This window comes from Micromonospora sp. AKA38 (genome assembly GCF_027925725.1).
Lineage (GTDB): Bacteria > Actinomycetota > Actinomycetes > Mycobacteriales > Micromonosporaceae > Micromonospora.
In genome coordinates this window covers 304,905-316,901 of sequence record NZ_BNEI01000004.1, presented here as the reverse complement: position 1 = coordinate 316,901, position 11,997 = coordinate 304,905, and the positions used below count along the sequence as shown (strand labels likewise).

The 11,997-nt window shown below is 70.2% G+C and carries 10 protein-coding genes and 1 pseudogene; 9 read left to right on the top strand and 2 right to left on the bottom strand.

Annotation, left to right across the window (positions count from 1 at the left end):
- Window positions 1-12 precede the first annotated feature (12 nt).
- Window positions 13-1,239, bottom strand: a complete 1,227-nt coding sequence (locus TPA0908_RS16890) for an MFS transporter (protein WP_281939049.1) — start codon at window positions 1,237-1,239, stop codon at window positions 13-15.
- A 504-nt stretch (window positions 1,240-1,743) separates the two neighbouring features.
- Here TPA0908_RS16890 and TPA0908_RS16885 point away from each other — a divergent pair.
- From TPA0908_RS16885 to TPA0908_RS16845, 9 genes and pseudogenes are all read left to right on the top strand, one after another.
- On the top strand, window positions 1,744-3,090 hold the full coding sequence (locus TPA0908_RS16885) for a SidA/IucD/PvdA family monooxygenase (RefSeq protein ID WP_281939047.1): 1,347 nt from the start codon (window positions 1,744-1,746) through the stop codon (window positions 3,088-3,090).
- Window positions 3,087-3,458 (top strand): cupin domain-containing protein, encoded by a 372-nt coding sequence (locus tag TPA0908_RS16880; protein WP_281939045.1) that lies wholly within the window; start codon window positions 3,087-3,089, stop codon window positions 3,456-3,458. Before TPA0908_RS16885 ends, TPA0908_RS16880 begins: the two co-directional genes overlap by 4 nt.
- Window positions 3,455-5,008, top strand: a complete 1,554-nt coding sequence (locus TPA0908_RS16875) for a class I tRNA ligase family protein (RefSeq protein ID WP_281939043.1) — start codon at window positions 3,455-3,457, stop codon at window positions 5,006-5,008. Before TPA0908_RS16880 ends, TPA0908_RS16875 begins: the two co-directional genes overlap by 4 nt.
- Window positions 5,005-6,147 (top strand): FAD-dependent oxidoreductase, encoded by a 1,143-nt coding sequence (locus tag TPA0908_RS16870; RefSeq protein WP_281939041.1) that lies wholly within the window; start codon window positions 5,005-5,007, stop codon window positions 6,145-6,147. Before TPA0908_RS16875 ends, TPA0908_RS16870 begins: the two co-directional genes overlap by 4 nt.
- On the top strand, window positions 6,144-7,445 hold the full coding sequence (locus TPA0908_RS16865; protein WP_281939039.1) for an ATP-grasp domain-containing protein: 1,302 nt from the start codon (window positions 6,144-6,146) through the stop codon (window positions 7,443-7,445). Before TPA0908_RS16870 ends, TPA0908_RS16865 begins: the two co-directional genes overlap by 4 nt.
- Window positions 7,442-7,777, top strand: coding sequence for a hypothetical protein (locus TPA0908_RS16860; RefSeq protein WP_281939037.1), 336 nt, complete (start codon window positions 7,442-7,444; stop codon window positions 7,775-7,777). The genes TPA0908_RS16865 and TPA0908_RS16860 overlap by 4 nt, the downstream gene beginning before the upstream one ends.
- The gene (locus TPA0908_RS16855) at window positions 7,774-9,129 is read left to right on the top strand and encodes an FAD-binding oxidoreductase (protein ID WP_281939035.1); all 1,356 of its coding nucleotides are present in this window, start codon (window positions 7,774-7,776) and stop codon (window positions 9,127-9,129) included. The genes TPA0908_RS16860 and TPA0908_RS16855 overlap by 4 nt, the downstream gene beginning before the upstream one ends.
- Before the next feature lie 573 nt (window positions 9,130-9,702).
- Window positions 9,703-11,022, top strand: coding sequence for an NB-ARC domain-containing protein (locus TPA0908_RS16850; protein ID WP_281939033.1), 1,320 nt, complete (start codon window positions 9,703-9,705; stop codon window positions 11,020-11,022).
- A gap of 102 nt (window positions 11,023-11,124) precedes the next feature.
- A pseudogene (locus tag TPA0908_RS16845) lies at window positions 11,125-11,258 on the top strand (IS5/IS1182 family transposase); the annotation flags it as partial.
- A gap of 303 nt (window positions 11,259-11,561) precedes the next feature.
- On the opposite strand, the gene TPA0908_RS16840 reads toward TPA0908_RS16845, so the two are convergent.
- Complete coding sequence (locus TPA0908_RS16840; RefSeq protein WP_281939031.1) at window positions 11,562-11,879, bottom strand: alpha/beta hydrolase family protein; 318 nt, start codon at window positions 11,877-11,879, stop codon at window positions 11,562-11,564.
- Window positions 11,880-11,997: the final 118 nt, after the last annotated feature.

Sequence of the window (11,997 nt, the reverse complement as noted above, 5' to 3'; positions counted from 1 at the left end):
GCGGCGGTCGCACTACGGTGTCCGGCGCGGGGGCTTCATCCCGAGCCGGGCGCACCATGCCGCCACCAGGCCGAGTCCGCCGCACAGCCACCAGACCCCGTTGCCCAGCCCCACCCACGCCGCGACCCCGATCAGCGGGCCGGCGGCCATCCCCAGGCCGAAAGTCGCCTGGTGCGCGCTGATGTAGCGGGCGTTCACCGGTGCGGGAAACGTGGCGGGGTAGGCGAACATGGTGGGCCCGTTGATCATGGTGCCGAACACGAACACGACGGTGCACGCGACGAGCGCCACGGCCGAGCCACCGCTGACCCCGAAACTGGCCGCACCGACTGCCATGAGCACGGTGCCCGCCGTCGCCGCGACGTGACCAGGCCACCGTGCGACGCTTGCGGTGATCTTCAGTTCGCAGAGGATGAGCACGATCGACGCGGTGACCAGCATGCCGCTGTACAGACCGGTGGAGTGCCCCTCGGCGCTGATCTTGAGCGGGAGGACGACGTTGAACTGGACGTAGATGACCGCACCGATCAGCGTCGAGGCGAGGAAGAACCAGAAGCGCCTGTCGCGCAACAGGATGCCGTACACCATGCGGGTCCCGGTCCCGCCCTGGACGACTGCGCCGGGCGCCCCTCGTCCGGTCCGCAGATCGGGTAGCAGCCAGCGGGCGAGGATCGCGTAGACCAGAGCGGTGGCGGCGTCGAACCACAGCAACAGGTTCCAGTCCACGAGGATCAGACCGGCGGCGATCAGCGGGCTCAATGCGGCGCCGATGTTCAGTGCGATGCGCATCATCGAAAAGCCCATGACGCGCATGTCGTCCGGCATCAGGTCGCTCAACAGCACGGCCGCGGCGGGACGGTAGCTCTGGGTCGCGAGCCCGGCCAACAGCATGGCGATCATCAGCACGCCGAACGTCGAGGGTCGGCTGAGCAGAGGCAGGACGGCGAGGATCACGGCGGAACCGAGCATCGCGACGGTGATGGCGCCGCGTGGGCCGATGCGGTGGATCAGCTCGCCGCCGACGAGCACGCCCACCACCGATCCGACGCTGTAGGCGGCGATCGCGGTGCCGGCCTGCCCGGCGGAGAACCCGCGGAAGACCAGGTAGAGCACCATGAACGTCTGGACCAACGCGCCAAGCTGGTTGACCAGCACGCCCCCGAGCAGATAACGCACCGGTGTCGGGGTCCGGCGTAGGACGGTGAGCACACCGGCGGGTCTGTCGATGGTGGCGGTCACGGCGATGTCTCCAGGTGGCTCGTCGTCAGGTGGCGCGCGGGCATGACATCGAAGGCCGTCTCTCCCACCGCCGGCTGCCATTGCAGCGTGCCGACGAGTTGGTCGGAAGTTTTGACCGCGCAGAAGAACCAATTCACACACCCCCGTGGGAATAGCTTCCAGCAGAATTGGCGGCGGCGACGGATGGCCGCGGATGACAGCCGCTGGTCGACGGTCGAACCCTGCCGCGGTCCGGCCGGAGTCGCGACCGGACCGCCCGCGCGCCACACATCCGGACCCCTTTCATTCGGCCGACAAAGGTCGTATCCGCCATACCGATAAACTCGTCGACCGTAGTCACGATCACTTGATTGTCTTCCGCTCCCAATGCTTTCCATCAATGCGTACTTCGGCTTGGGTGAATGCACGACAGCCGGAAAACGCTGTTGTCGACGGTGCGCCGCGCCCCTTACGGCGTGCCGTCGCGGCACGTCACACCCGTCCCCCGTCCCGGAAGGAATACACGTGTCTGTCCACGACGTGGATGTTCTGATGATCGGCGCAGGTCCGTCGAACCTCGCGCTGGCCGTGGCCCTCGAGGAGTGCGACTCACCCGAGGTCGCCGGCCGGGCCATGGTCCTCGAGCAGTACGGGGATGTGAAGTGGCAGCGGAATCTGCTTCTGCCCTGGACCCGCAGCCAGGTGTCGTACCTCAAGGATCTGGTGACCCTGCGGAACCCGCGCAGTCGCTTCTCGTTCCTGAACTTCCTGCACGAGAACGGGGAACTCGACGAGTTCGTCAACCTCGGCACGTTCAACCCGTTCCGGTGGCAGCTGTCGGCCTACCAGCAGTGGGTGGCCGACACGTTGGAGCACGTCCGGGTGCGCTACCAGGTCCGCGCCGAACGGATCCAGCCGATCCGAGCCGACGACGCCGCGGTACTCGGCTTTGTGGTGCACCTGTCCGACGGCGATACGGTCGTCTGCCGCGACCTGGTCTTCGGTGGCGGCCGGGACGCCTTCGTGCCCGAGGTGTTCCGCGGCCTGCCCACCGAGCGGGTCATCCACAGCACCGAGTACGGCAGCCGGGTCGACGCCGCCACGAGCCTGGCCCGCCCGGGCGGGCCACTGCGGCCGGTGGTCATCGGCGGTGCGCAGAGCGCGGCCGAGATGTTCATGGCGCTGCACCAGGACGCCCCCGGCTCGTCGCCCGTGATGCTGCTGCGCTCGATCGCCCTCAAGAACTACCAGACCAGCAAGTTCGTCAACGAGCTGTTCTATCCGTCCTTCGTGGACACCTTCTTCGGCATGTCGGACCAGGTTCGCCACCAGGTGCTCAACGAGATGCACCTGACGAACTACGCGGGCCTGGCCCCGCCGTTCCTCGACGAGCTGTACTCGATGATCTACCGGCAGAAGATGCTCGGCCAGCCCGTCTCCAGCGTCCGCGGGCTCACCGAGGTCGTCGGGGCACAGGTCGAGCCCGTGCCCGGCGGCGGTGAGGAGGTGGTGCTGGAGGTTCGCGACCTCCGGTACGACAGTGTGGAGCAGGTCCGGTGCGACGCGCTCTTCCTGGGCACCGGTTTCGACTCACGGATGCCAGCGATGGTGCGCCAACTGGCCGACACCATCGGTCTGCCGAAGGTCACCGTCAACCGGCACTACCGCGTCGATCTGGGCGCGGATGCCAGGGGCGCGCTGTACCTCCAGGGCGTCAACGAAGCCACGCACGGCATCTCCGACTCACTCATCAGCGTGCTCGCGCAACGCTCGGCCGACATCGTCGGCGACATCGTCGACCGCCGTGTCGCCGACCGGGGCACCGGCGTCGACCAGGTGTCGGCCGACCGGGCGCTGGCGGTGCGGGCATGATCGACATTCGCCGCCTCGACCGTGATCGTCTGGAACCTGCCTACGGGCTCGCCGGCCAGCGCCTGCTGCCCTGGCCGGCGCTCAACGCGCCGTTCGAGGGTGCCTGGTGCGTCCTGCGTGCCGGAACCGAGTCGACTCCGCACTCCCACCACGAGTACGAGATCTTCATCGCCGTCTCCGGCACCGCCACGGTGGTCGTCGACGAGACGCGGCATCCCTTCGCCACGGGCGACATCGTCCGGCTGCCCCCGGGGTCCACCCACCGGGTGGTCAACGACGGCCCCGACGACTTCGAGTACTACGGACTCTGGTGGGACCACGAGATGTCGGCGACGTTCCTGGCCCGGCACGAAGCGGATCGACGATGAGCACCCGGACGGTGATCATCTCGCCGGCGCCGACGGCGAACGGGGACCTGCACCTCGGGCACATCGCGGGCCCGTTCCTGGCAGCCGACGTGCACACCCGCTACGCGCGGGCGCAGGGGCGGGAGGTGCTCCTGGGCACCGGCTTCCAGGACACCTCGACGTTCGTGGTGACGACCGCCCACCGCCGCGGCGTCCACCCGGACGAGCTGGTGGCCACCTCGGCCGCGCAGATCGAGTCGACCCTGCGGACGATGGGAATCGGTGTCGACGGCTACACCGGCGACGACGAGCGATTCACCGGGTGGGTCGTCGACTTCGTCGGCCGGCTGCGCGCGGCAGGCCGGCTGGAGCTGAGGACGATGCCGTTGCCGTACTCGGAGCGGACCGGGCAGTTCCTGGTGGACGGCTTCGTGTCCGGCAACTGCCCGGAGTGCCTGGCCGAGGGCTGCGCCGGGCTGTGCGAGAGCTGCGGGCACCTGGTGCCGGCGGGCGAGCTGCTCAACTTTCGCTCCACCCTGGACCCGGACGAGCCGGTGACGCTGCGGAACGCCCGGGTGCTCGTACTCCCGGTCGAGCGCTATCGCGACCGGCTCCGCACGCACGTCGAGAGGCACGTCGACGGCATGCGGCCGCACATGGCACAGGCGATGGTGCGGGTGCTGTCCCGACCACTGCCTGACTTCCCGGTGACCTATCCGGTGCCGTGGGGCATCCAGGTGCCGTTTCCGGAGGTCGCGGGGCAGGTGGTCAACCCCAACGCCGAAGCGATGGCGTGGAGCATGCACTGCTCGGCGCTGGCGGCGGAGAGCCGGGGACACCCCCCGGCCGGCGAGGACGGACTGTGGCTGGCCGGCAGCGAGTCGGAGATCGTCTACTTCCTCGGATTCGACAACTTCTACCCGTTCGCGATCACCGGTCCGGCGATGCTGCTGGCCTGCGACGACCGTTACGAGCTGCCCACCCGCTACCTGACCAACGAGTTCTACGAGCTGGACCACCAGAAGTTCTCCACCAGCCGCGGACATGTGGTCCGGGGCCGGGACCTGGCTGCCGAGGTGCCACGCGACCTGATCCGGTTCTACCTGGCCACGACCAGCCCGGAACACCAGCGGACCAGCTTCAGCCGGGACGCGCTCTCGGCAGTCACCGAGTCCCGGCTGACCGGGCCGTGGAACCGGGTCGCCGAGCGGGTGAACCGCTGGGTCGGGCGCGGCCCACTGCCGGTGTCGGCGCGCTCGCGCCACGCCGCAGCTCGCATGTCCGACCGGTTCGCGGCGTCCTACGAGCTGCCCGGGTTCAGCCTCAACCGCGCGGCGGAGGCGATCAGCGACCACCTGGCCAGGCTGGACCGCTGGCCGGCGGCAGACGACGACGCCGGTGACTTCTGCTTCGAGGTCGGCTGGCTGCTCCGGGCGGCCGCGCCGATCCTGGTCGACCTGGCGGCCCAGGCCCTGGGGGAAGCCGCGAACGCCAGCACGAGTCCCGCCGAGGTCACCTCCATCGTTCCGGTGCCGCTGCCGCGGCTGGCCGCGCCGAGGGGCGGGCGATGACCGAGGCCACCTGCCAGGCGGACCGGAACCGGCCGCGGGTCGTGGTGGTCGGCGCCGGCGTCACCGGGCTGCTCTGCGCGATCCGGTGCGTACTGGCCGGGCACCGCGTGGTGCTGCTGGAGCACGGCCCGATCCCGCATCCGGAGTCGACGTCCTTCGACCAGCACCGTGTCCTGCGCGCCCTCGCCACCGGCGACGTGGCCGGCACCGAACGGGCGGCGCGACTGCACCGTCGCTGGCGTGAGCTGGACTCCCTGATCGGCGGAGGTCTGTCGGGCACCCGCCTCTATCGGCGCGTCGGGGTGCTGACGGCGCTCCCTCCCGACGAGGTGGCGTCGGCCGTCGCCACGGCCGACGCCACCGGGCTGCCGATCCGGGTCACCGATGCGGCGGACCGTCCGCACATCGGCTTTCCGGCCGGCGCCGCGGTCGTGTTCGAGCCGCACGCGGGCGTCCTGCTCGCCGACCGCATCCTGCGGGCAGCGGCCCGGTGGTTGCGGCGTCACCGGCTGGCGGACCTGCGGCCCGGCCGGGAGGTCGTCAGCGTAGGACCGGACACCGGCCGGGTGCTGCTGGCCGACGGCTCGGTCGAGTCCGGTGACGCGGTGCTCGTCACGGCCGGGCCCTGGTCGGCGGCCCTGGTCGACCTGCCGGTGACGCTACACCGGCAGACCATGGTCTATCTGCGGCCACCGGCTGAGTTGGTCCACAACTGGGCGGCGGCACCCGCCGCGGGTGGGATCGGCACCGACGGCCGAGCATGGTTGCTGCCCCCGGTGGCGGGCACCCTGCTCAAGATCAGCACCGATGCCGTCCGGCGTGGGGCGACCACGCTGTCCGATCCGGACGACGCAGCGGGCTGGGCCGCCCGGGTGCTCTCGGCCGGCATCGTGGCCGACGTCCACCGGTACGACGTCGTGCGCGTGCGGCACTGCCACTACGCCACCGCGGCCGGCGCGGACACCGGCTTCGTCCGGATCGGGCTCCGGGCCTGGGCCCGCCCGGCCAGCGGCGGCGACGGATTCCGCACCGCTCCGCATGCCGTCGACGCGGTCGTCGACGAGCTTCCGGGGTCGAGCCGCGGGTGCCGCGGCGTCGACCCCATGACACCCACCGCACCCTGGAGGACACCCTCATGACCACACCCGCACCCGGCGCGCTGCTCGTTGTCGGCAGCGGCCTCAGGCTCTACCGCGAGTACATCGTCCGTGCCGTCGCCGACCGTGCCCGCAAGGCCGGGCTGCGGCTGGTGCTGATCAACAATCTCCGGCCGACCTGGCAGCACGAGTACTTCGACGACATCGTCGTGGTCAACGTGTTCGATCACCGGTTGCTCGCCGAGACCGCCCGCGAGCTGGCCGGCAGGTACACCGTCACCGGGTTGATGTGCTGGGACGAGCCGCTGGTGATGCCCGCGGCCGAACTGGCCGCCGAGTTCGGCGTGCCCGGCCTGGGCGTACCAGGAGTGCACGGTTGCCGGGACAAGTACAGCTGCCGTACCCGGTTGACCGCGGCCGGCGCACCACAACCCGGGTTCGAGCTGACCGCCGATCTCGACCAGGCCCGCACGGCCGCCGCCCGGATCGGGTACCCGGTGATCGTCAAGCCGCGTGCGCTCGGCGCCAGCATGGGGGTCTCGCTCGCCTCCGACGAGCGGGAACTCGAGTTCGCGTACCGGGTCGCGCACGAGGCCAGCCTGATCGGCGACGAGCCCTACCGCGGTGGGGCGATCGTCGAGGGCTTCGTCGACGGTCCGGAGATCAGCGTCGACGGCGCCGTGCACAAAGGCGAGTACCTGCCGATGTTCGTCGCCAGGAAGACCACCGGCATGCCACCGTTCTTCGAGGAGACGGGGCACGTCGTGGACTCCGCCGACCCGCTGCGGTCCGACGACACGCTGCTGGACGCGCTGGTCACGGCGCACCAGATCCTGGGCATCGAGAACGGCATCACGCACACCGAGGTTCGACTGACCCCGGACGGCCCGGTGATCATCGAGGTCAACGGCCGCCTCGGCGGTGACCTGATCCCGTATCTGGGTCAGATCGCCACCGGCATCGAACCGGGCAGCGTGCTGTTCGACGTCGCCACCGGCCAGCGCCCCGACCTCACCCATGCCCGCGCCGGCGTCGCCGGCATCCGGTTCGGCTACCCCGACCACGACTGCGTCGTACACTCGGTCGCCGTACCCGAGCAGGCGCCCGGCCTGGTTCTCGCCTCCCGCATGGTCGAGCCGGGCACCACACTGCGGCTGCCACCGGGCGGCTACATCGCCCGCCACTCGTTCGTCGTCTGCTCCGCCCCGGACCCGGAAACCTGCGCCCGGCAGCTCGACGACGCGGTGGCACTTGTCGAACTGGATGCCGAACCGGTCGCTCCCCCGCCGCCGGGCACCACTCTGACGATGCCCGCCGGGCTGCTGGACGTGGACGCGTGAGCATCGACTACGACGGCCGTCGGTTTCGCGCGCTGGGCGGCGGCGACGGCACCTGCGCCGTGTACCACCAGCGCGGGAACCTGGTCTGGGCGGTCTTCGAGGGTGGACGGGTTCGGCGCGGCACGATCACCGGCACCTGCGACGAGCGCGGCGTGCTCAGCCTCGCCTACACCATGGTGCTGGCCGGCGGCGAGGTGATCGCCGGGCACAGCACCAACACGCCGCAGTGGCTCGGCGACACCCTGGTGCTGCGTGAGGTCTGGCAGCGCTACGGCGCGCACACCGCCGCCGGCGTGTCGTACCTCGAGGAGATCCCGGGAGCGGCGCGATGACCGGATGGCGGATGCTGCGTGGCCTCGTCGACGGCGAGCTCCGGCTCCCCGGTGATCCCGGCTTCCCGGAAGCATGCTCGCCGGCGAACCGGCGGTTCGCCGGCATCCGACCGGCGGCCGTCCTCACGGTCGCCCATGCCGGGGATGTCAGCCGAGCCATCGACTGGGCCCGTGCCGAGTCGGTGCCGCTGGTCGCCCGTGGCGGCGGTCACAGCTACGCCGGCTACTCCGTGTCCTCCGGGCTGGTGCTGGACCTGCGGAGGCTCGCGGGTATCCGGTTCGACCCGGACAACGGACAGGCCGTGGTGGCGGGCGGCACCCCGATGAAGGCCATCTACGCGGCCCTGCGGCCGTACGACGTCACGTTCCCGCTGGGCAACTCCGACACGGTCGGCATCGGGGGCCTGACCCTCGGCGGGGGTGTCACCACGATCTCTCGCGCGCACGGCCTCACCTGCGACGCGCTGGTCTCGACCGACGTGGTGCTGGCCGACGGGACCAGGGTCACCGCCTCGGCGCGGGAACATCCGGACCTGTTCTGGGCGTGCCGGGGTGGCGGGGGCGGCAACTTCGGTGTCAACACGAGCTTCACCTTCCAGGTCCGCCCCGCTCCGGCCGGGTCGACCTGCCTGGTGCTGTGGTCGTGGCGGCACGCGGTCGAGGTGCTCGCCACCATGCAGGAGATCATGCGGACGGCGCCGGACGGCTTCTCCGCCCGCATCGGCATCACCCGCTCGTCCGGCGGCGCGGGTGTCGTGTCCGTGGTGGGCCACCACCTCGGCCCGGCAGCGGAGCTGCGCGAGCTGCTGGCGCCCGCCCACGCCGTCGCCCGGCCCCACCGGGCCGAAGTCGAGGACCGGGACTTCTGGGCCGCCGCCACCTACCTGCACCACAGCAGCGCCGGCGGCGCCTTCGCGGTACGGAACCGCTGCGTGCCGCACCCGATCGACGAGGCCGGACTGGTCGCACTGGTACGGGCCGTGGACACGTGGCCCGGCAGCGGGAACGCGGACGGGGCCGGGGCCGCGCTGTTCGCGTGGGGCGGGGCGATCAGCCGCGTACCGGTGGCGGACACCGCGTTCCCGCATCGCGACACGCGGTTCCTGCTCAGCCTCGACACCTCATGGGCCGAAACCGACTCGCCGCAGGTCGTTCGCGCCAACCTGGAATGGCTGCATGCCCTCTACGTCGAGTCGGGCCGGTTCGCCCCTGACGCGTCCTACGTCAACTTCGCCGACCCCGACCTCGAAGACTGGCAGCGGGCCTACTACGGGCCGAATGCCGAGCGGCTCGTGCAGGTCAAACGCCGGTACGACCCGGACCGTTTCTTCGCCTTCCCACAGGCGGTGTGACCGCGTTCCGGCGAGGTCCGACGCTCCTCGGCGACTTCGCTCCCGAGCGGCGGCTGGGCGATCCCGATCCCCCGGGCCGGTGGGCGGGAGAATCGCCGGCCCGGTTCTGAGCCGACCACCGCCCGCACGGTGCACCCGTCCGAGCCCTGCCACCGGGGCCGGGCTCGGACGGGTGCACGACCGGCGAGTTCGCTCGCGATCAGACCCCGACGGGTACCGGACCTCGCGCCGCTGGGCGGGCCGCGACAGGGGGCAGAGCCGCACCGGTACACGCCCGGACGACGAATCCCGGCTCGAAATCAGCCAGCGAAAAGCCATCCACCCCACCCGGCCGATACTGCCGCGAAAAGGCGAAAGCCCACATTGAGCGAATGGTAGAACCAATCACCTCACCTCATGAGCATGCGTACGCGGCGTCCGCCTGAATTCGGGCATGAGATGTGCCCGAGGATCAGCTGTCGCGGGATCAGGCAGCGGAGACACCGACTCAACAGTTCGGCGAACATCAGGGCTCGGTTCCCGCAGGGAGAGCCGATTGCGCCGTGTTGAACAACGTGTTGGGGAGAATCCACCATGGGCAGACCCGAGAAGCCGGTCAATAAAGCCAGAGAACGCGTCGCCCAGTTTGCCGACGAATTGCGGCAACTGCGTGCGCTGGCGGGGAATCCGACATATCGCCAGATGGCCGAATGCGCGCTGTTCTCGCCGTCTGTGCTTTCCAGCGCCGCGAGCGGCAACCGGATGCCGTCCCTGCCGGTGACGCTCGCATTCGTCGCCGCCTGCGGCGGCGACGAGGACATCTGGCGGCAGCGCTGGCTCGCCGCCACCGGCGGGGAGGTACGGCTCTCCACGCGGGTACGGCCGGCGGGCCGGCGCGCCGGCGGCCTCCCGTACCCGATGCAGCTGCCACAGCGACCGCGCGGATTCATCGGCCGGGCGGCGGAACTGGAGTGGTTGCGGATCCCCGACGACACCCCGATCGTGATCAGCGGTCCGGCGGGGGCCGGCAAATCAGGCCTGGCTCTGCACCATGCCCACACGCAAGCAGCCGAGGCGACCGACGGGCAGCTGTATGCCGACCTCGGCGCACACCAGGCCCGCAGCGTGTCCAGCCCCTACGACATCCTGGACGGGTTCCTCCGGGCACTCGGGGTGTCCGGCGACCAACTGTCCGACACCCTCGACCACCGCGTGGGCCTGTACCGCACGTTGGCGGCCGAACGCCGCCTGTTGATACTTCTCGACAACGTGTGGGACGAGCAGCAGGTGCGCCCGCTGCTGGTGGACAGTGACACGAGCACGATAATGCTGGTCAGCCGCAAACGGCTGCTGGGACTGCGCGACGTTCGTCGGCTACAGATCAGACCCCTGACGCGCACCGACTCCCTCGCCATGATCGAATCGGCCCTGCCCCTCACCGTCACGGCCGAGCCCGACGACCTCGATCGTCTCGCCGCGGCCTGCGGCGACCTGCCGCTGGCCCTGGACATCGCGCTCCGGAGGATCGCCCTGCGTCCACACACGGTCCTACGGCAGGTGGTGGACGGTTGGCACCGTGGTGGGGACGTGCTGAGCTGGCTCCGCATCGGCGACCTGTCGATGCGGGAGTACCTCCGGTCGGCCTATCTGGCGCTGAGCCAGCCGGCCCAGATACTGCTGCACTGGTTGGCCCCGGTCGCCGCGGATGCGGTGAGCCCGCTGCCGCCGGAGGACGACGAACTGGTGGACGAACTCGTTGATGCGGGCATGCTCAGCAACACGCCCAGCGGATGCGCCGAACTGCGCCTGTCGCCGCTTGTGCGTGCGTTCGTCTCCGATACCGCCAGATCGGTGGCTCGCGGCCTGCCAGCCGTCGTCGGTCCGCTCCGTGCCGGCCGCCATGCCGCCTCGTAACGGGACACCACTGACAAGTCCCAACTGAATGATGTTGGGCGTGTCTTCGGGACGTGAAGATCGTTCTGCCTGATCGTGGGGAGGGGTGAGCAGCCGCCGTGGATCGTCCCGGACGGCCTCTGGGCCGAGATCGCGCCGCCGCTGCCACCCCGACCACCGCGCCGGCAGCGGCTCCCGGGCCGCGAACCCCCGGATGACCGCAAGAGTTGGGCTTCGGGTCGGGCATGACCTGCTGGGTCAACTCCGGAAAGGTTGATGGTCCCCGCCCGGGTCAGGACGCGGAGGTTCAGCAAAGGCTGGGCCCATGAGCCCGGGAGGGTTCTACTTTGACTCCCGGTAGTCTACGAACGCTGGGCGTTCCTCGAACGGGGGAGAACCGGTCATTGACCGCCAACGCGCTCACTGATGCGTATTCGTCGTTTATTTGTAGATGATTTCCTGGCACGTCTGCCGGTCCGCTGATCCGTTCGGATGCCCGGACCTGGAGGTAGTGGGCCCATCGCAGAGACCCAGCTTCGTCGCCGGCCCGCCTGGGTCCCTCAAAAATCTGCTTCTGCCGCCGCGGTCCGTCTTCCGATACCGTTTGAAGGTCTTTCTGCGAGGGTGCGTCGAGCAAAATGACGCCAGCCGGCGCCACGCCCACCGCTGGAGGTGCCGCCCAGGGCGAATTCTTCGCCGTTCGCGTTGTCTCGGATGATTGTCTCGACGTACGCGAGAGTCATCGCCTCGATGTTCTCCGGCAGTTTCTCACCGGCATGGAAGCCGGCCGATCCCCCAAGATCGACGAAGCGTTCGTGAAGCTGGTCAGCAGCTTCTGACGCTCCACCTGGCCCGTCGGGCGGGGTCTGCCGACTCATGGCGGCGACATCGACACCGTGGGCAGATGGATCGCCCCGGCCCAGGCGGCGCGAAGGCGAGCCGCGGTCGCCGGCGTGGCAGGTCGGGATGGGGTGACGGCGGTCTCGCCGCCGCAGC

Excerpts from the sequence above, each read along its gene's own strand:
- TPA0908_RS16880 (WP_281939045.1), top strand. The coding sequence starts at position 3,087 with ATGATCGACATTCGCCGCCTCGACCGTGATCGTCTGGAACCTGCCTAC.
- TPA0908_RS16875 (WP_281939043.1), top strand. The coding sequence starts at position 3,455 with ATGAGCACCCGGACGGTGATCATCTCGCCGGCGCCGACGGCGAACGGG.
- TPA0908_RS16870 (WP_281939041.1), top strand. The coding sequence starts at position 5,005 with ATGACCGAGGCCACCTGCCAGGCGGACCGGAACCGGCCGCGGGTCGTG.
- TPA0908_RS16865 (WP_281939039.1), top strand. The coding sequence starts at position 6,144 with ATGACCACACCCGCACCCGGCGCGCTGCTCGTTGTCGGCAGCGGCCTC.
- TPA0908_RS16855 (WP_281939035.1), top strand. The coding sequence starts at position 7,774 with ATGACCGGATGGCGGATGCTGCGTGGCCTCGTCGACGGCGAGCTCCGG.
- TPA0908_RS16850 (WP_281939033.1), top strand. The coding sequence starts at position 9,703 with ATGGGCAGACCCGAGAAGCCGGTCAATAAAGCCAGAGAACGCGTCGCC.
- TPA0908_RS16840 (WP_281939031.1), bottom strand. The coding sequence starts at position 11,879 with ATGAGTCGGCAGACCCCGCCCGACGGGCCAGGTGGAGCGTCAGAAGCT.